General features: G+C 72.9%; 13 protein-coding genes. 7 read left to right on the forward strand and 6 right to left on the reverse strand.

The window, feature by feature from the left end; genetic code table 11:
• Positions 1–62: 62 nt before the first annotated feature.
• Together IE145_RS21345 and IE145_RS21350 are read right to left on the reverse strand one after the other, a co-directional pair.
• Positions 63–2,402, reverse strand: a complete 2,340-nt coding sequence (locus IE145_RS21345) for a helix-hairpin-helix domain-containing protein (protein WP_189527073.1) — start codon at positions 2,400–2,402, stop codon at positions 63–65.
• Positions 2,399–3,382 (reverse strand): aldo/keto reductase, encoded by a 984-nt coding sequence (locus IE145_RS21350; RefSeq protein ID WP_189527074.1) that lies wholly within the window; start codon positions 3,380–3,382, stop codon positions 2,399–2,401. Before IE145_RS21350 ends, IE145_RS21345 begins: the two co-directional genes overlap by 4 nt.
• 139 nt (positions 3,383–3,521) lie before the next feature.
• Here IE145_RS21350 and IE145_RS21355 point away from each other — a divergent pair, with 139 nt between their 5' ends.
• Both IE145_RS21355 and IE145_RS21360 read left to right on the forward strand, forming a co-directional pair.
• Positions 3,522–4,571 carry an LLM class F420-dependent oxidoreductase gene (locus IE145_RS21355; protein ID WP_189527075.1) on the forward strand — a complete coding sequence of 350 codons (1,050 nt, stop codon included), beginning with the start codon at positions 3,522–3,524 and terminating at the stop codon, positions 4,569–4,571.
• Between the two features lie 291 nt (positions 4,572–4,862).
• Positions 4,863–5,651: a ferritin-like domain-containing protein gene (locus tag IE145_RS21360; protein WP_189527076.1), complete on the forward strand. Its 789-nt coding sequence runs from the start codon at positions 4,863–4,865 to the stop codon at positions 5,649–5,651.
• A gap of 35 nt (positions 5,652–5,686) precedes the next feature.
• On the opposite strand, the gene corA is transcribed toward IE145_RS21360, so the two are convergent.
• Positions 5,687–6,682 (reverse strand): magnesium/cobalt transporter CorA, encoded by a 996-nt coding sequence (corA, locus tag IE145_RS21365; protein ID WP_189527077.1) that lies wholly within the window; start codon positions 6,680–6,682, stop codon positions 5,687–5,689.
• A gap of 82 nt (positions 6,683–6,764) precedes the next feature.
• Here corA and IE145_RS21370 point away from each other — a divergent pair, with 82 nt between their 5' ends.
• From IE145_RS21370 to IE145_RS21390, 5 genes are all read left to right on the forward strand, one after another.
• Entirely contained in the window at positions 6,765–7,487 is a 723-nt protein-coding gene (locus IE145_RS21370; RefSeq protein ID WP_189527078.1) for a histidine phosphatase family protein, read from the forward strand.
• Positions 7,488–7,557: 70 nt separating this feature from the next.
• Positions 7,558–8,148, forward strand: coding sequence for a DUF3090 domain-containing protein (locus tag IE145_RS21375; RefSeq protein WP_030114163.1), 591 nt, complete (start codon positions 7,558–7,560; stop codon positions 8,146–8,148).
• Positions 8,112–8,951, forward strand: coding sequence for an SCO1664 family protein (locus tag IE145_RS21380; protein ID WP_189527079.1), 840 nt, complete (start codon positions 8,112–8,114; stop codon positions 8,949–8,951). Before IE145_RS21375 ends, IE145_RS21380 begins: the two co-directional genes overlap by 37 nt.
• A gap of 121 nt (positions 8,952–9,072) precedes the next feature.
• On the forward strand, positions 9,073–10,302 hold the full coding sequence (gene mshC / locus IE145_RS21385; RefSeq protein ID WP_189527080.1) for a cysteine--1-D-myo-inosityl 2-amino-2-deoxy-alpha-D-glucopyranoside ligase: 1,230 nt from the start codon (positions 9,073–9,075) through the stop codon (positions 10,300–10,302).
• A gap of 126 nt (positions 10,303–10,428) precedes the next feature.
• Positions 10,429–13,512: an NPCBM/NEW2 domain-containing protein gene (locus IE145_RS21390; RefSeq protein WP_189527081.1), complete on the forward strand. Its 3,084-nt coding sequence runs from the start codon at positions 10,429–10,431 to the stop codon at positions 13,510–13,512.
• Positions 13,513–13,597: 85 nt separating this feature from the next.
• Here IE145_RS21390 and IE145_RS21395 read toward each other — a convergent pair whose 3' ends face one another.
• The 3 genes from IE145_RS21395 to glpK all read right to left on the reverse strand — a co-directional run bounded on the left by IE145_RS21395 (position 13,598) and on the right by glpK (position 18,150).
• Positions 13,598–14,644 (reverse strand): PAC2 family protein, encoded by a 1,047-nt coding sequence (locus tag IE145_RS21395; protein WP_189527082.1) that lies wholly within the window; start codon positions 14,642–14,644, stop codon positions 13,598–13,600.
• A 336-nt stretch (positions 14,645–14,980) separates the two neighbouring features.
• Positions 14,981–16,591: a glycerol-3-phosphate dehydrogenase/oxidase gene (locus IE145_RS21400; RefSeq protein WP_069738780.1), complete on the reverse strand. Its 1,611-nt coding sequence runs from the start codon at positions 16,589–16,591 to the stop codon at positions 14,981–14,983.
• A 14-nt stretch (positions 16,592–16,605) separates the two neighbouring features.
• On the reverse strand, positions 16,606–18,150 hold the full coding sequence (gene glpK / locus IE145_RS21405) for a glycerol kinase GlpK (protein WP_189527083.1): 1,545 nt from the start codon (positions 18,148–18,150) through the stop codon (positions 16,606–16,608).
• Positions 18,151–18,158: the final 8 nt, after the last annotated feature.

Genomic DNA, 18,158 nt, shown 5'->3' on the forward strand with positions numbered 1-18,158 from the left:
TGACGGTGGGCCCCGGCGCGCATCGCGCCGGGGCCCACCGTCACGTCCGGGCCGTGGGCCTCCTAAGAAGCCGCGTCCGGGGTCGGGAGCGCCTCCAGCAGCGGGCGCAGCCGCGTCGTCCGCTCCTGGGCAGGGACCTCGGCCACCGCGCGGGGGAGCGCCTGGTCCACCCCGTGCACCACGGACAGATGCCGCTCGCCCCGGCCGAACGCGGTGTACACCCACGGCCGGCTCAGCCCCTGGGCGGCGTCGCCCGGCAGCACGACCACCGCGGCGGGCCAGCGCATCCCGGCCGCCTGGTGGGCGCTGAGGGCCCAGCCGTGCCGCACCGACGACTCCACCCGTTCCTGCGGTACGACGACGGGGACGCCCCCGCAGTCCAGATGCAGCCCCTCGGCGTCGGCCGAGCGCACCACTCCGGGCACCGCACGGCCGGGCGCGGGCACATGGACCACCCGGTCGCCCGGGTCGAAACCGCCGAACCGGCCCGGCCCCGGGTTGAGCCGCTGCTTCAGCGCCTCGTTCAGCGCCCTGGTCCCGGCGGCCCCGCCGTGGCCCACCGTGATCACCTGGGTCGCGTCGGCGGGGATGGAGAAGGCCCGGGGCACCGAGTCCGCGACCAGCTGCACGGTGCGGTGGACGGCCTCGCCCGCGTCCCGGACGGGGACGATCACCACCTCCTTGCCCGGCGCGTCGACCTGGTTCAGCTCACCGATGCCGATGCCGGAGACCAGCTCGCCGATCGGCCCGGGGTCCGGGGTGCGGGAGACGACCTGCGGGCAGGTGCGGGCGGCCAGCACATCGGCGAACACCCGCCCGGCGCCGGCCGAGCCCAGCACGCCCGGGTCACCGCTCAGCACCAGCCGGGAGCCGTCGGCCAGCGCCTCGACGAGGACCGCCGCGCCCTCCACGTCCAGCTGCGGGGCGTCCAGCACGACCAGCAGGTCCAGGGCGAGCGCCCCGTCCTCGTCCCGGCCGGGCCCCTGGGCGCCGGACAGCAGACCGGCCAGCGTGACCGCCGTGTCCGGGTCGCCGGTGGCCGCCGCGAGCCGCCGCCGCCCGTCCTCGCTGTGGGTCGCGCCGACGGCCCGCAGTCCCAGGCCCCGCGCCGCGGCGATCAGCGCCGCGGGCTCGGCCCGTGCGGCCTCACCGCCGCTGTGCGCGACCAGCCCGGCGGCGGCGGTCGTACGGATCAGCTCGGCGGCCGACGGGCTCGGGGCGGCGGCAGCGGCCTCCGCCCAGTCGGCGGCCTTCTCGCAGGCGTTGACCAGCCGGGCCAGGCCGTCGGCGAGACTCTCCTCGGCCAGGGCGTAGCGGTCGAGGCCCAGCAGGATGCGGACCGGCTCCCGGGGCGTATCGGCGTCCGGTGCGAGGCCGCCCTCATCCGCCGTTCCGTCCCCCTCCGGCTCCTCGTCCTCCCCCTCCTGGAAGAGCAGCGCGACGCCTTCCTCGACGGCCTCGCGCACCGCCGCGTCCGGGTCGCTCACCGCACGCTCGGCGAGCGCCGCCCGGACGGCTTCGGCGTCCAGCGCGGTGTGGCCCTGGAGGGCGGCGCGTTCCAGCACCCAGCCGACCAGGGCCGCCGTCCGGCGGCTGTCGTCCGGGCCGCAGTCGGCGCCCAGCAGGGCCCGGGCGAAGCCGTCGGCCTGCTCCGGCCGCACCCCTGGCACGGCCAGCAACTGCCAGGGGTCGGTGCGCAGCAGCTCGGCCGCCTGCTCGCCCAGTGCGCCGACGGCCGGGCGGGCCAGCGCCTCGGGGGCCGCGCCCGCCACGAGCACCGCGCGCACCGCGTCCAGGGCCTCCGGCGAGGCCGGCTGCGGGGCGCGGGCGGGGGCGGCCTGCGGCGCGGGGGCCCGGGGCGGCGGTGCGGCGGCGGCCGGCGCGGACGGCCGGGGGGCCTGTGCCGGGGCGGGCGACGCGAAGAACGCGGAGCCCGCCTTCTCACCGCTCTCCACCGCCCGGACGGCCGCGAGCAGATCGGCGGCCGTGCCGCTCAGCCCCGCACCGGCGGCGATGGGCGCGGCCTTCGCCGCCTTGCGCTGCTCGATGCGCTCCCGCAGCTCGCGCTGGGCGGCCAGCTCGGCCTGCGCCTCGGAGAGCTCGGGGGCGGGAGACGCGGCGTCGGCGTCGGTGCCCGCGGGGCCGGCTGCCCCGGCCCCAGCGCTCGGGGAGCCGGCAGCCCCGGACTCGGCCTCATCGGCGGCCCCGGTCCCGGCCCCGTCGCTCGCGAGGTCGGCGGCCTCGTCCGCGTCGCTCGGGGAGTCGGGGGCCTCGGCCCCGTCGCCCGCGGCCCCGGCGTCCGCCGCGGGCTGCTCGGCCCCGGCCTCGTCCGGCGGGGACACGGCGTCCTGCGGGGTGTCCGTGCCGCCGGTGCCGGGGGTCTCCCCGGGAAGCGCAGTCACAGCGTGCTCCAGTCCTGATCGGGATAGCGGTGCACGGGCGCCGACACATCGTCGAGCGCCTGGCAGATCTCGTAGGGAAGACTAAGCGCCTCCACCGACAAAGCCTCCGCGAGCTGCCCGGCGTTGCGCGCACCGAGGATCGGCGCGGCCACCCCCGGCCGGTCCCGGACCCAGGCGAGCGCCACCTGGAGCGGGCTCGTCGCCAGGCCGTCCGCCGCCGTCGCCACCGCGTCCACGACCCGGGCCGCCGCGTCGTCGAGATACGGCTCGACGAACGGGGCGAGCCGCTCGGACCCGCCCCGTGAGTCGGAGGGGGTGCCCTGGCGGTACTTGCCGGTGAGCACGCCGCGCCCCAGCGGGGAGGACGGCAGCAGCCCGATCCCGAGGTCCAGCGCGGCGGGCAGCACCTCGCGCTCGATGCCCCGCTGGAGCAGCGAGTACTCCATCTGCGTACTGGCCAGCCGCGTGCGCACTCCGGGCGCGGCGAGCTGCCAGGTGGCGGCCTTCGCCAGCTGCCAGCCGCAGAAGTTCGACACGCCCGCGTAGCGCACGCGGCCCGAGGAGACGGCCAGGTCCATCGCCTGGAGGGTCTCCTCCAGCGGGGTTTCCGGGTCGAAGGCGTGGACCTGCCACAGGTCCACGTAGTCCGTGCCGAGCCGTTCCAGGGACGCGTCCAGGGCGGCCAGCAGATGCCCGCGCGAACCGTTGACGCGGCGGTAGGGGTCGGGGACGTTTCCGGCCTTCGTGGCGATGACCAGATCCTCGCGCGGGACCAGGCTGCCCACGAGCCGCCCGAGCAGGTACTCGGCCTCGCCGCCCCCGTACACGTCGGCGGTGTCCACCAGGGTGCCGCCCGCGTCCCAGAAGGCCTTGAGCTGGTCGGCGGCGTCGTGCTCGTCCGTGTCCCGGCCCCAGGTGAGGGTGCCGAGCCCGATCCGGGACACGCGAAGGCCGGTACGGCCGAGATGCCTCTGCTCCATGGGCGCTGAGATTACTGGCCATGGCACCACGGGGTGCAGGGGCTGTGGACAACCCGAGGTCCGCCGGGCCTGCCGGATCGCCGCCGCCCGCGCTAGAGTCCGGAGAAAGGGACGTTACTGATCAGTAAGGGGAGCGGTTATGCGGCTCGGCATCAATCTCGGTTACTGGGGCGCCGGCATGGACGGCGACAACCTCGCCGTCGCGCAGGAGGCCGACCGGCTCGGCTACGACGTCTGCTGGGCGGCCGAGGCGTACGGCTCCGACGCCCCGACCGTGCTGACCTGGGTCGCGGCCCAGACCGAGTCGATCGACGTCGGCTCCGCCATCATGCAGATCCCGGCCCGCCAGCCCACCATGACGGCCATGACCGCCGCCACCCTCGACTCGCTCTCCGGCGGCCGCTTCCGGCTCGGCCTCGGCGTCTCGGGCCCGCAGGTCTCCGAGGGCTGGTACGGCGTCAAGTTCGACAAGCCGCTGGCCCGCACCCGGGAGTACGTGGAGATCGTCCGCAAGGCGATGACCCGCGAGCGCGTGAGTTACGAGGGCGCGCACTGGACGCTGCCGCTCCCCGGCGGCCCGGGCAAGCCGATCAAGCTCACCGTGCACCCCCAGCGCGAGCACATCCCGCTCTACATCGCCGCGATCGGCCCCAAGAACCTGGAGCAGACCGGTGAGATCGCCGACGGCGCCCTGCTGATCTTCCCCTCCGCCGAGCACCTGGAGGAGACCGCGATCCAGCCGCTGCGCGCTGGCCGCGAGAAGGCGGGCAGGACCATGGAGGGCTTCGACGTCAGCCCGACGCTGCCGCTGGCCGTCGGCGACGACGTGACCGGCCTCGCCGACATGTTCCGCCCGTACACCGCCCTGTACGTCGGGGGGATGGGCAGCCGGAAGCAGAACTTCTACAACCAGCTCGCCCAGCGCATGGGGTACGAGAAGGAGGCCGCCGAGATCCAGGACAAGTACCTGGACGGGGACAAGTCCGGGGCCGCCGCCGCCGTACCGCACCAGCTGATCGACCAGACCGCGCTGCTCGGCCCCGTCGAGCGGATCGCCGACCGCATGCAGGCCTACGCCGCCGCCGGGGTCACCACGCTCAACCTCGCCCCGGCCGGCTTCACCCTTGAGGAGCGGCTCACCGCCCTGCGGGCCGGCACGGACGCCCTGGAGCGCTCCGGACTCGCGTAGGGCGTGTCCGGCGGGCTCAGGGCCGGACTGGCCCTGACGCCCGCGGGCAGCACTACGGCCGTGGTGGGGGCTCGGGGGTCTTCCCCGCCACGGCCGTCAGCAGGATCAACGCGCCACGCGCCCAGGAGTTACGCCCCCGGCGGGGTGCCGGCCGTCGGCGGCCCGGCCGCCGACGTGCGCGGTGCGTGACCGCTCCGGTTGCCGACTGCCCCGTAGCGCCTTTGACTCGTTCTGCGGACTACCGCTCCGCGGACCTGGGCTTCGCGGAAAACGGGTACGGAGGTGGCCCTCATGCTCTCTGCGCAGACCCTGTTCCAGGAGATACTGGACAACGACGAGTCCTACCGGCTCTTCTGTTCCATCGCCGCGAGCGGCGAGGCCCAGGGCGGCTGGGAGAACGCCCGCATCGCCGCCCTCGTCCCGGAGGGCCGCCGTGAGCTGGCCCCCCGGATCGTCCGGCACGGCGCCGACGAGGACAAGCACGGCCGGATCTTCAACGCCCTGCTCAAGAAGCGCGGACTGCCGCCCGTCGAGGTCCCCCCGGAGACCGACTACACGATGCTCCTGGAGCAGCAGGGCATCGGCCTCGCGCACTCCCGGCTGCGCGGCGAGGAGCGGCTCACCGAGCGCGACATCATCACCTATCTGGCCCACAGCCGGATCACCGAGCAGCGCGCGTCCGAGCAGATGCAGCTGCTGCGCCGGCACTTCGCCGACCACCCCGACATCGGCCGCGCGGTGAAGATGATCTCCCACGACGAGGACAACCACCTCGCCTACTGCCACGAGGAACTGCTCGCCCTGGCGCGCGAGGGACACGGCCGCACCATCCAGCGGATCATGCGCGAGTGCGCCCTGGCCGAGATCCGCGTCTACCGCGACGTCAGCCTCGCCGTGATGGCCAACATGGGCCGCATCCTCGGCTGGTCCCGCCCCAAGGCCGCCGTCCTCGCCGCGGGCATCCACGCCGTGTACGCCTACGAGCGCCTCCTCGGCTGGCGGCGCATGGTGACCCTGGAGATGCCGGAGCGGCGCAACGCGCTCGGCAGCCCCGCGGTGCCCGAGCACGAATACGCCTGAGAGCACGGGCCCCGGGCGGTTCCGGTCCTGGCCGCTCAGAGCCAGCCGCGCCGCTTGAACAGCCGGTACAGCCCGTACACCGTGAGGCCCATCAGCGCGACCACCAGCGGGTACGTCCACGGCCAGTGCAGCTCCGGCATGTGGTCGAAGTTCATGCCGTAGATGCCCGCCACCATCGTCGGGACGGCGGCCATCGCCGCCCAGGCGGAGATCTTGCGCATGTCGTCGTTCTGCCGCACGCCCATCTGCGCCAGATGGGCCGACAGGATGTCCGAGAGCAGCCGGTCCAACCCCTCCACCTGCTCGTTGGCGCGGGTCAGGTGGTCGGCCACGTCCCGGAAGAACGGCTGCGCGTGCTCGTGGACGAACGGGACGCCCGCGGCCGAGAGCCGGGTCATCGGCGCCGTCAGCGGCCCGGCGGCCCGGCGGAACTCCAGCACCTGCCGCTTGAAGGTGTAGATCCGGGCGGCGGTGTTCTTCGAGTCGCCCGAGCCGGTCGGCGCGAAGACCTGCGTCTCCAGCTCCTCCAGGTCGACCTGGAGTTCGCCGGCCACGTCCATGTAGTGGTCCACGACCGCGTCGCTGACCGCGTACAGCACCGCCGTCGGGCCGTGCTTCAGGACCTCGGGCTCGGACTCCAGCCGCTGGCGCACGGCCGCCAGCGGGGCGCCCTCGCCGTGCCGGACGGTGACCACGAACGAGTCCCCGACGAAGACCATCAGCTCGTCGGCGCTGACCGTGTCGCTCGCGGGCTCGTAGACGATCGGCTTGAGCACCACGAACAGCGAGTCGTCGTACACCTCCAGTTTCGGCCGCTGGTGCGCCCGCAGCGCGTCCTCCACGGCCAGCGGGTGCAGGCCGAACTCGTCCCGGACGCGATCGAACTCCGCCTCCGTCGGCTCGTGCAGCCCGATCCACAGGAACGCGTCCAGCGCGTCCCGGGCCTCGTCCAGAGCCTCGGAGAAATCCTCGGGCCGTTCGATACGGCGCCCGTCCCGGTAGATGGCACAGTCCACGATCACGGCGGGCATTCTTCCCCGAGAACCCGCCGGCCCGCACCTTTGCCGCCCCGGCCCGCCCGACCGCACGCGCCCCGGTCGTACCCTGGCGGGTATGCCCACGCTGATCCTCGTACGCCACGGACGCTCCACCGCCAACACCGCCGGGGTGCTCGCGGGCCGCACCCCCGGCGTCCTCCTCGACGAACGCGGCGCCGGACAGGCCGCCGCCCTCCCCGGCCGGCTCTCCGCCGTGGCCCCCGTCCTCGCCGTCAGCAGCCCCCTGGAGCGCTGCCGGCAGACGCTCCAGCCGCTCCTGGACGCACGCCCGGGGCTGGTCCTGCACACCGAGGACCGGATCAGCGAGTGCGACTACGGCCACTGGTCGGGCCGGAAACTCGCCGAACTCGCCGACGAGCCCCTGATGTCGGTCGTCCAGCAGCACCCCTCCGCCGCGGCCTTCCCCGGCGGCGAGTCCATGCGCGCCATGCAGGGCCGCGCCGTCGACGCCGTACGCGACTGGAACGAGCGCGTCGAGGCGGAGCACGGTGAGGACGCCACGTACGTCATGTGCTCGCACGGCGACATCATCAAGTCCCTCGTCGCCGACGCGCTGGGCATGCACCTGGACCTCTTCCAGCGCATCCACGTCGACCCCTGCTCGGTCACCGCGATCCGCTACACCCGGCTGCGGCCCTTCCTGCTGCGGCTCGGCGACACCGGCGACCTCGACTCCCTGGCGCCCCGCGAACAGGCCGTCGGGGCGGACGCCGCCGCGTCCTCCACCGGTGACGGTTCGGCGGACGCGGCGGTCGGGGGCGGCGCGGGCGCGCCGTGATCGCTCCGGGCAGTAGGGTGGACGCGCCGTAGCGCCGCCCAACCACCATCGAAGCTCAAGGGAGCAGGACGTGTCCCGTCAGGTGTTCCTCTACGACCCCCCGGACCGATTCGTGGCCGGTACGGTCGGGCTGCCTGGCCGCCGTACGTTTTTCCTGCAGGCGTCCTCCCAGGGCCGGGTCACCAGCGTCGCCCTGGAGAAGACCCAGGTCGCCGCGCTCGCCGAGCGGATCGACGAACTGCTCGACGAGGTCGTACGCCGCACCGGAGGCAACTCCCCGGTGCCCGCCGTGGCGCCCACCGACGTCACCGACACCGCCCCGCTCGACGTGCCCGTCGAGGAGGAGTTCCGGGTCGGCACCATGGCCCTGGCCTGGGACGGCGAGGAACAGCGCATGATCGTCGAGGCGCAGGCCCTCGTCGAGCTCGACGCCGACTCCGAGGACGACCTCGCGGAGGCCGAGGAGAAGCTCCTCCAGGACGAGGAGAACGGCCCGCCGATGCTCCGCGTCCGGCTCAGCGGCGCCCAGGCCCGCGCCTTCGCCAAGCGGGCCCTGGACGTCGTCAACGCCGGCCGCCCGCCGTGCCCGCTGTGCAGCCTGCCGCTCGATCCGGAAGGACACGTATGCCCGCGCCAGAACGGATACCGTCGCGGAGCCTGACCGACCCCGGACTGCTCACCCTGCTCACCGAGGGCACGCTCACCGTCCTCGGCCAGGTCGGCGGGGCGTCCAACGCTGTGCTGCACTGCACGGTGGCGCACGACGGCGAGGAGCGCACCTGCGCCTACAAGCCGGTCGCGGGCGAGCAGCCGCTCTGGGACTTCCCCGACGGGACCCTCGCCCAGCGGGAGGTCGCCGCGTACGAGATCTCCCGGGCGACCGGCTGGGACCTCGTGCCGCCGACCGTGCTGCGCGACGGGCCGTACGGGCAGGGCATGGTCCAGCTCTGGATCGACGGTCCCGAGGACGGTGAGGACGTCCCCGAACTGCTGGCGCTCGTCGAGGGCGAGGAGCCGGGCGACGGCTGGAAAGCCGTGGGCTTCGCGGACGTGGGGGAGGGGAAGACCGCCCTGCTGGTGCACGCGGACGACCCCCGGCTGCGGCGGCTCGCGGTGCTGGACGCGGTGATCAACAACGGCGACCGCAAGGGCGGCCATCTGCTGCCCGCGCCCGGCGGGCGGCTCTTCGGCATCGACCACGGCGTCACCCTCAACGCCGACGACAAGCTGCGGACCCTGCTCTGGGGCTGGGCGGGCGAACCGCTGACCGAGGAGGCCCTGGCGGTGCTGGGCCGGCTCGCGGCGGAGCTGGCGCCGGGCACCGCCCTCGCCACCCGGATGGCCGAACTCATCACGGTGGCCGAGCTGGAGGCCCTGCGGGAGCGGGTCGACGGGCTGCTCAAGGGCGGAGTGCACCCGCGGCCGAGCGGCCAGTGGCCGCCCATTCCCTGGCCACCGGTGTAGCGCGCGCCTGACGGCGACCCGCGCCTTATCCCCTGTCGGCGGTTGCACGCAAGAGGGCCTCTTCGGACAGGTTTCCGGTGCCGGTTCGTATCCGGAAGCAACGTCCGGTTACGCTCATGGCATGCATGCCTGGCCCGCTTCTGAGGTCCCCGCCCTGCCCGGCAAGGGCCGCGACCTTCGGATCCACGACACCGCGACCGGCGGACGGATCACCCTTGACCCCGGTCCCGTCGCCCGCATCTACGTCTGCGGCATCACGCCGTACGACGCGACCCACATGGGTCATGCGGCGACCTACAACGCGTTCGACCTCGTTCAGCGCGTGTGGCTCGACACCAAGCGGCAGGTTCACTATGTCCAGAACGTGACCGACGTGGACGATCCGCTGCTGGAGCGGGCCGTGCGCGACGGTCAGGACTGGACCGAGCTCGCGGAGCGCGAGACGGCACTCTTCCGCGAGGACATGACCGCCCTGCGGATGCTGCCCCCGCGGCACTACATCGGAGCGGTCGAGGCCATACCCGGCATCGTGCCCCTCGTCGAACGCCTCCGGGATGCGGGCGCCGCCTACGACCTGGACGGCGACATCTACTTCTCCGTCGACGTCGACCCGCACTTCGGCGAGGTCTCCGGCCTCGACGCCGAGGCGATGCGCCTGCTCTCCGCCGAGCGCGGCGGCGACCCGGAGCGCCCCGGAAAGAAGAACCCCCTGGACCCGATGCTCTGGATGGCCGCCCGCCCGGGTGAGCCGAGCTGGGACGGGGCCTCCCTGGGCGAGGGACGCCCGGGCTGGCACATCGAGTGCGTCGCCATCGCGCTGGACCACCTCGGCATGGGCTTCGACGTCCAGGGCGGCGGCTCCGACCTCGCCTTCCCGCACCACGAGATGGGCGCCTCGCACGCCCAGGCGCTGACCGGCGAGCACCCCTTCGCCCGGGCCTACGTCCACGCGGGCATGGTCGGCCTGGACGGCGAGAAGATGTCCAAGTCGCGCGGCAACCTGGTCTTCGTCTCGGCGCTGCGCCGCGACGGCGTGGACCCGGCGGCCATCCGGCTCGCGCTGCTCTCCCGCCACTACCGCTCCGACTGGGAGTGGACGGACCAGGTGCTGGCCGACGCCGTCGAGCGCCTCGCGCGCTGGCGGGCCGCCGTCTCGCGCCCCGACGGGCCGTCCGCCGACGCCCTGGTCGAGGAGGTCCGCGAAGCCCTCGCCGACGACCTGGACAGCCCCGCCGCGCTCGCCGCGGTGGACCGCTGGGCCGCGCTCCAGGGCGCGGAGGGCGGCACCGACGAGGGCGCGCCCGGCCTCGTCTCGCGTACGGTCGACGCCCTGCTGGGGGTCGCGCTGTAGGGCCTGCCGTAGGCGGATTCCCCGCCCGCCCGATGGCTCGAACCGGCCTCGGACTTCTCTACGAAGTTCGCGGCCGGTTCCTTTTTGTCCATGGTCATGTGCTCGAAGTTGCGCTAAAAGCTCTCTATGCAAACATCAACGCGCATGAGGGCGGCAGCGGTTGCTGCGCTGCTCGGACTGTTCGCGGTTGTCACGGGACCCGGCGGGGCCCACGCCGACGAGGCCCCGCCGGGGACCACGGAGACCGCGGAGACCACGGAGACCACCACCGTGGGGGACGTGACCGGCTTCCGCGCGGACGGGGCGGTCTACCGGCTGACCGCCGGTCAGGCCGAGGCCCGGGTCAGCTTCGTCTCGGACGAGACCTTCCGCATCGAGCTCGCCCCGGACGGGAAGTTCACCGACCCCACCGGCGACGACATCGTCCTCCCGCAGGGCGAACCGCCCCGCACCCGCTGGAAGGAGCGCGGCGACCGCTACGAGCTGTCGACGGGCGAGGTCACCCTGCGGGCCTACAAGAAGCCGCTGCGCTTCGCCCTCCACCGGGCCGACGGCAGCCGGATCTGGTCCGAGACGAAGGGCCTGAGCTGGACCGGCGAGAAGACCGTCCAGACGCTGGCCCGGGGCGCGAAGGAACAGTTCTACGGGGCCGGGATGCAGAACGGCCGCGGCAACACCACCCACCGCGACAGGACCGTCGAGGTCGCCGTCGACTACGACTGGGACGACGGCGGCCACCCCAACTCCGTGCCGTTCTACCTCTCGTCGGCCGGCTACGGCGTCTTCCGCAACACCTACGCCCCCAACACCTACACGTTCACCGACCCGGTGACGACCAGTGCGAAGGAACGGCGTTTCGACGCCTACTACTTCGCGGGCGAGGGGGCCGACGCCGCCAAGGACGTCATCGGGCAGTACACCGACCTCACCGGGAAGCCGTTCCTGCCGCCCGTCTACGGCATGGAGATCGGCGACGCCGACTGCTACCTCCACAACGCCAACCGGGGCGAGCGCCGCACCCTGGACTCGCTGAAGGTCGCCGACGGATACGTCGAGAACGACATGCCCAACGGCTGGATGCTCGTCAACGACGGCTACGGCTGCGGCTACGAGGACCTGGAGGAGACCGCCCAGGGGCTGAAGGACCGCAACATGGAGCTGGGCCTGTGGACCGAGGACGGCATCGAGAACCTGGAAGCCCAGGTCAAGGCCGGCCAGCGGGTCGCCAAGCTGGACGTCGCCTGGGTCGGCCCCGGCTACAAGTTCGCCCTCGACGCCTGCAAGGACGCCTACCAGGGCATCGAGGACCACAGCGACGCCCGCGGCTTCACCTGGGCCCCCGAGAGCTGGGCGGGCGCCCAGCGCTGCGGGGTCCAGTGGTCCGGCGACCAGTCCGGCACCTGGGAGTACATCCGCTGGCAGATCCCCACCTACGCGGGCGCCACCATGTCCGGACTCGCCTACACCACCGGTGACATCGACGGGATCTTCGGCGGCAGCGCCAAGACGTACACCCGCGACCTCCAGTGGAAGATGTTCCTCGGCACCACGATGACCATGGACGGCTGGGCCGCCACGGACAAGCAGCCCTTCCGCCACGGGGAGCCGTACACCTCCGTCAACCGCGACTACCTCAAGCTCAAGGAGTCGCTGCTGCCCTACCAGTACAGCTACGCCCACGAGGCCACCCGGACCGGTGTCGGCATGGTCCGCCCGCTGGTCCTCGAATACCCCGACGACCCGAAGGCGTCGACGGAGGCCGCGAAGTACGAGTTCCTCTCCGGCGAGCACTTCCTCGTGGCGCCCGTCTACCAGGACACCACCGAGCGCAAGGACATCTACCTCCCCAAGGGCACCTGGATCGACTACTGGAGCGGCCGCACCTACGAGGGCCCCACCACCATCGACACCTACAGCGCCCCGCTCGACACCCTGCCGCTCTTCGTGAAGGCGGGCGCGGCCGTCCCGATGTGGCCGGGCATCCGCTCGTACCGCGACCGCACCGCCGACTCCCCGCTGGCCTGGGACGTCTACCCGCAGGGGAACACCTCCTTCACCCTGTACGAGGACGACGGCGTCACCCGGCAGCACCGTGACGGGAAGTACGCCACCCAGCGCGCCGACGTGCGGGCCCCGGAGCACGGCTCGGGCGACGTCTCGGTCACGATCAACGAGAGCCGGGGCAGCTTCACCGGCAAACAGACCGCCCGACCCTACGAGTTCACCGTCCACACCGGCTCCGCACCGCGCGCGGTGAAGCTGGACCGGACGCTGCCCGAACTGACCTCGAAGGCCGCGTACGACCGGGCCCGCCAGGGCTGGTGGTACGACCGTGACGACCGGGGCGGCGTGGTGCACGTGAAGACCGCGCCCCTGAGCACCGCGGAGACGTTCACGGTGAAACTGCTGGGCACCAGCGCGGTTGGCGGCAGGAAGGCCTCGGCCGCCGCCTCCCTCACCGCCCCCGCCGGCCAGGAGGCCGGAGCGGGCACGCCCGGCACGGTCCAGGTCGACGTGACCGCGGGCCGGTCCGACCTCACCGACACCACGGTCACCCTCCAGGCCCCCGAGGGCTGGCAGACCTCCACCGCGAAGGTCCCGGGCCGCATCCCGGCGGGCGCCACCCGCCGGGTCGAGGTGGCGCTCACCCCGGCGAAGGACGCCGAGGTGCGCGAGACCCGGCTCACCGCGCTGGCCCGCTACCGGACCGCCGGCGAGGCCCGCACGAGCCAGCAGAGGCTCGCCGTCTCCGTACTGCCCCCGGCACCCGAGGGCGAGGCCTGGGCGAGCGACCTGGTCTGGCTCTCCGGGACCAACGGCTACGGCCCCGCCGAACGGGACCGTTCCAACGGCGAGTCGGGCGCGAGCGACGGCAACACGCTGACGCTCGCGGGAAAGACGTACGAGAAGGGCATCGGCACCCACGCCGACTCCGACATCGCCCTCCATCTCGGCGGCCGCTGCACCGCGTTCACCGCCGACGTCGGGATCGACGACGAGATCAACGGCTACGGAGAGGTCGCGTTTTCCGTGGAAGGCGACGGCAAGGTGCTGTGGACCTCGCCGAAGCTGACGGGCGCCTCTGCGACCGTACCGGTGGACGTGAAGCTCGACGGCGTACGTCACGTGCGGCTGAAGGTCACCGACACCAACGGGTCCAAGACGGGGGACCACGGCGACTGGGCGGCGGCGAAGTTCCACTGCGCCTGAGCCCGTACCGGGGCGTGCGAACAGGGGCGCCGCACGGGATCGACTCCCGTGCGGCGCCCCTGCCGTTCCTCACCGGTACGGGCCCTCAGCCCTCGCCGTCCTCCTCGGGACGGCTGTCGCCGGTGCCTTCGTCACCGTCGGTGCCCTTCGCGCCCTTGTCGTCGGAGGCCTTCCCGCGTCCCGTCTCCGGGCGCGGCGGCTTCGGCGGGCGGGTGCGCCCGCTGGAGGGGTCGCGCAGATAGGAGACGTCCCCGGTCTCCGTGGCATGGCCGCCCGGCCCCTGCCCGGGACCACCGTCCCGCCGCCGCAGATACCGCTCGAACTCCCGGGCGATGGCCTCGCCGGACGCCTCGGGCAGCTCCGCGGTGTCCCGCGCCTCCTCCAGCGTCTGCACGTACTCCGCGACCTCGCTGTCCTCCGAGGCCAGCTGGTCCACCCCGAGCTGCCAGGCCCGCGCGTCCTCGGGCAGTTCGCCCAGCGGGATGCGCAGCCCGATCAGGTCCTCCAGACGGTTCAGCAGGGCCAGGGTCGCCTTCGGGTTCGGCGGCTGCGACACATAGTGCGGGACCGCCGCCCACAGGCTGACCGCGGGCACCCCGGCGTGCGTGCACGCCTCCTGGAGGACCCCGACGATGCCCGTGGGGCCCTCGTACCGCGTCTCCTCCAGGTCCATCGTCCGCGCCAGGTCCGCGTCGGAGGTGACCCCGCTCACCGGCACCGGCCGGGTGTGCGGGGTGTCGCCGAGCAACGCGCCCAGGATGACGACCATTTCGACGCCCAGCTCATGGGCGAAGCCGAGGATCTCGTTGCAGAACGACCGCCAGCGCATGGACGGTTCGATTCCGCGCACGAGGACCAGGTCGCGGGGCTTGTCGCCGCCGACCCGCACCACGGACAGGCGCGTCGTCGGCCAGGTGATCTTCCGCGTGTTGCCGTCCAGCCACACCGTGGGCCGGTTGACCTGGAAGTCGTAGTAGTCCTCGGCGTCCAGCGCCGCGAACACCTCGCCCTTCCACTCCCGGTCCAGATGACCGACCGCTGTGGAGGCGGCGTCCCCGGCGTCGTTCCAGCCTTCGAACGCGGCCACCATGACCGGGTCGACCAGCTCGGGCACCGACTCGAGCTCGATCACCCGGGCCTCCTTCCGATGTCTCCATACGTACGGAGCAACCTTACGGCTTTCCGGGCCCCCGGCCGCAGCCCTCTTGCACGGCCGGGTGAACAGTGTTCGATCACTCCCGGAGCGAGGCCGGCGCCGGACGCCGCGCCCTCGCGTCCGCCGGATCGTGCCCGTACGCCGCGGACCCCTCGCGGTGGCGGACGCATGAACTCCACTGCCCCTGTGGGGTGTTGCCGGTGTGTGGCGGGACTGTGCCGCCCGGCCGGTGCGCCGGGGGTACGGGAACGGGGGCGGCTCCCGTGCGGAAGCCGCCCCCGTTCCCGTACCCGTGGGGGGTGGACCGGTGGATCAGTCCCGCTCGGCCAGCAGCTTCTCGACGCCCTCGCGGACGCCGTCCGTCGCCAGGCCCCGGATCGTCAGCGTGGTCCGGCGGCGCAGCACGTCGTCCGCCGTCTCGGCCCACTCGTGGTCCCGGGCGTAGGCGACCTGCGCCCAGATCTCCGGGGCGTCCGGGTGGACGCGCTCGGCCAGCTCCGGGTTCTCGTTCGCCAGCCGGGCGATGTCGAAGGCGAGCGAGCCGTAGTGCGTGGCCAGGTGCCGGGCGGTATCCGGCGCCATGCGCGGGCCGGGGGCCGGGCCGTCGATCAGCAGCCGGTGCGCGACCGCGTTCGGGTTGGCGATACCGGGCAGCGGCAGCTTCCGCGGCAGCCGGTTCATCGGTTCCATGTCCTCGGCCAGCGGGTGCCCGGGCAGGGCGGCCAGCTTGTTCATGACCGTACGGCCGATGTGGCGGAAGGTCGTCCACTTGCCGCCCGCGACCGACAGCATCCCGCCGCGGCCCTCGGTGACGACCGTCTCGCGCTTGGCCTTGGAGGTGTCACCCGGACCGCCGGGCAGTACCCGCAGACCGGCGAACGAGTAGGTGATCAGATCGCGCGAGAGCTGCTGGTCCTTGATCGAGAACGCCGCCTCGTCGAGGATCTGCGCGGTGTCCGCCTCGGTCACCGAGACGTCCGCCGGATCGCCCTCGTACTCCTCGTCCGTCGTGCCGAGGAGCAGCATGTCCTCCCACGGCAGCGCGAACGTGATGCGGTACTTGTCGATCGGGGTGGCCAGCGCCGCCCGCCACGGCCGGGTCCGCTTGAGGACCAGGTGCGCGCCCTTGGAGAGGCGGATGGAGGGGGCCGCGTTCGGGTCCTCCATCTTCCGCAGGTGGTCGACCCAGGGGCCGGTGGCGTTGAGGACGAGGCGGGCGTCGACGCCGAACTCGGTGCCGTCGGTGCTGTCCTTCAGCTCGGCGCCGGTGACCCGGCCCCGGGTGAAGCGGAGGCCCGTGACGGCCGCGTGGTTGAGGACGACCGCGCCCGCGTCGACCGCCGCGCGGACCGTCATCAGCGCCATGCGGGCGTCGTTCATCTGGTCGTCGCGGTAGACCGCGACCGCCTTCAGGTCGTCCGTCCGCAGCTCGGGGACGTCGCGCTGCGCCTTGGCCGGGGAGATGACGTGGCCGACGCCGTCGCCGAACGCGGAGAGCGCGGAGTAGGCGAAGACGCCCGCGCCGAGCTTGGCCGCGCCGTGCGGGCCGCCCTTGTAGACGGGCAGGTAGAAGGTGAGCGGGTTGGCCAGGTGCGGGGCCACCTCGCGGGAGACCGCGCGCCGTTCGAAGTGGTTCTCCGCGACCAGCTTCACCGCACCGGTCTGGAGGTAGCGCAGACCGCCGTGGAGCAGCTTGGAGGAGGCGGAGGAGGTGGCGCCGGCGAAGTCGCCGGCGTCCACCAGAGCCACCCGCAGCCCGGACTGCGCGGCATGCCAGGCGGTGGAGATGCCCAGGATGCCGCCGCCGATGACCAGGAGGTCGTACGTGGCCCGGGACAGCTGGTCCCGGGTTTCGGCGCGGCTCGGCAGCGAGCCGGAGGCCGGGTGCGTTCCGAGGGCGGGAACGCTCTGCAGGGTGGTCATGGTGATGCTCCTCGTCAGCTTTCTTCGTCCTCGATCCAGCCCATGGTCCGTTCGACGGCCTTGAGCCAGCTCTTGTACTCACGGGCACGGGTGTCCGCGTCCATGCGGGGGGTCCACTCGGCGGCCCGGCGCCAGTTGGCGCGCAGCGCGTCGGTGTCCGGCCAGAAGCCGACGGCCAGACCGGCGGCGTAGGCGGCGCCGAGGCAGGTGGTCTCGGCGACCATGGGGCGCACCACGGGCGCGTCCAGGAAGTCGGCGAGCGTCTGCATCAGCAGGTTGTTGGACGTCATGCCGCCGTCGACCTTGAGCGCGGTCAGCTCGACGCCGGAGTCCTTCGTCATGGCGTCGCTGATCTCACGGGTCTGCCAGGCGGTGGCCTCCAGGACGGCACGGGCGATGTGCGCCTTGGTGACGTAACGGGTGAGACCGGCGATGACGCCACGGGCGTCGGGACGCCAGTAGGGGGCGAACAGTCCGGAGAAGGCGGGCACGAAGTACGCGCCGCCGTTGTCCTCGACCGAGGAGGCCAGCGTCTCGATCTCGGCGGCCGACTTGATCAGGCCCATCTGGTCGCGCATCCACTGCACCAGCGAACCGGTGACCGCGATGGAGCCCTCCAGCGCGTACACCGGGGGCTTGTCGCCGATCTGGTAACCGACGGTCGTGAGCAGCCCGTTGTACGAGTTCACCGGGGTGCCACCGGTGTTCATCAGCATGAAGGTGCCGGTGCCGTACGTGGACTTGGCCTCGCCCTCGGCGAAACAGGTCTGGCCGAACAGCGCCGCCTGCTGGTCGCCGAGCGCGGAGGCGACCGGGACGCCGTCCAGGATGCCGCCCTTGGCGTTGCCGTAGACCTCGGCGGAGGAGCGGATCTCGGGGAGCACCGAGGCCGGGATGCCGATGGAGGAGAGGATCTTCTCGTCCCAGGCCATCGTGTGCAGGTTCATCAGGAGGGTGCGCGAGGCGTTGGTGACGTCGGTGACGTGGACGCCGCCGTCGGTGCCCCCGGTGAGGTTCCAGATGACCCAGGAGTCCATGGTGCCGAAGAGGATGTCGCCGCGCTCGGCGCGCTCGCGCAGTCCCTCGACGTTGTCGAGCAGCCAGCGGACCTTGGGGCCCGCGAAGTACGAGGCGAGCGGCAGCCCGGTCTCGCGGCGGAACCGGTCCTGGCCCACGTTGCGGCCGAGCTCCTTGCAGAGCGCGTCGGTGCGGGTGTCCTGCCAGACCAGCGCGTTGTGCACCGGCTCACCGGTGTTCTTGTCCCACAGCAGGGTGGTCTCGCGTTGGTTGGTGATGCCGATCGCCTTGACGTCGGCGGAGGTGATGCCGGCCTTGACGATGGCGCCGGCGACGACCTCCTGGACGTTCTCCCAGATCTCGGTCGCGTCGTGCTCGACCCAGCCCGGCTTAGGGAAGATCTGCTCGTGCTCCTTCTGGTCGACGGAGACGATCCGGCCGTCCTTGTCGAAGACGATGCAGCGGCTGGAGGTGGTGCCCTGGTCGATGGCCGCGATGAACGGCCCGGTGCCATGGGTGCCGGTGGTGTGTGCGTCGGTCACGATGTGCT

It is taken from the genome of Streptomyces sindenensis (genome assembly GCF_014649035.1).
Taxonomy (GTDB): Bacteria; Actinomycetota; Actinomycetes; order Streptomycetales; family Streptomycetaceae; genus Streptomyces; species Streptomyces sindenensis.

What these genes read in the sequence shown, in the direction of transcription:
- IE145_RS21350 (WP_189527074.1), bottom strand. Translation starts at nt 3,382, where the DNA reads ATGGAGCAGAGGCATCTCGGCCGTACCGGCCTTCGCGTGTCCCGGATC.
- IE145_RS21355 (WP_189527075.1), top strand. Translation starts at nt 3,522, where the DNA reads ATGCGGCTCGGCATCAATCTCGGTTACTGGGGCGCCGGCATGGACGGC.
- IE145_RS21360 (WP_189527076.1), top strand. Translation starts at nt 4,863, where the DNA reads ATGCTCTCTGCGCAGACCCTGTTCCAGGAGATACTGGACAACGACGAG.
- corA (WP_189527077.1), bottom strand. Translation starts at nt 6,682, where the DNA reads ATGCCCGCCGTGATCGTGGACTGTGCCATCTACCGGGACGGGCGCCGT.
- IE145_RS21370 (WP_189527078.1), top strand. Translation starts at nt 6,765, where the DNA reads ATGCCCACGCTGATCCTCGTACGCCACGGACGCTCCACCGCCAACACC.
- IE145_RS21380 (WP_189527079.1), top strand. Translation starts at nt 8,112, where the DNA reads ATGCCCGCGCCAGAACGGATACCGTCGCGGAGCCTGACCGACCCCGGA.
- mshC (WP_189527080.1), top strand. Translation starts at nt 9,073, where the DNA reads ATGCATGCCTGGCCCGCTTCTGAGGTCCCCGCCCTGCCCGGCAAGGGC.
- IE145_RS21390 (WP_189527081.1), top strand. Translation starts at nt 10,429, where the DNA reads ATGCAAACATCAACGCGCATGAGGGCGGCAGCGGTTGCTGCGCTGCTC.
- IE145_RS21400 (WP_069738780.1), bottom strand. Translation starts at nt 16,591, where the DNA reads ATGACCACCCTGCAGAGCGTTCCCGCCCTCGGAACGCACCCGGCCTCC.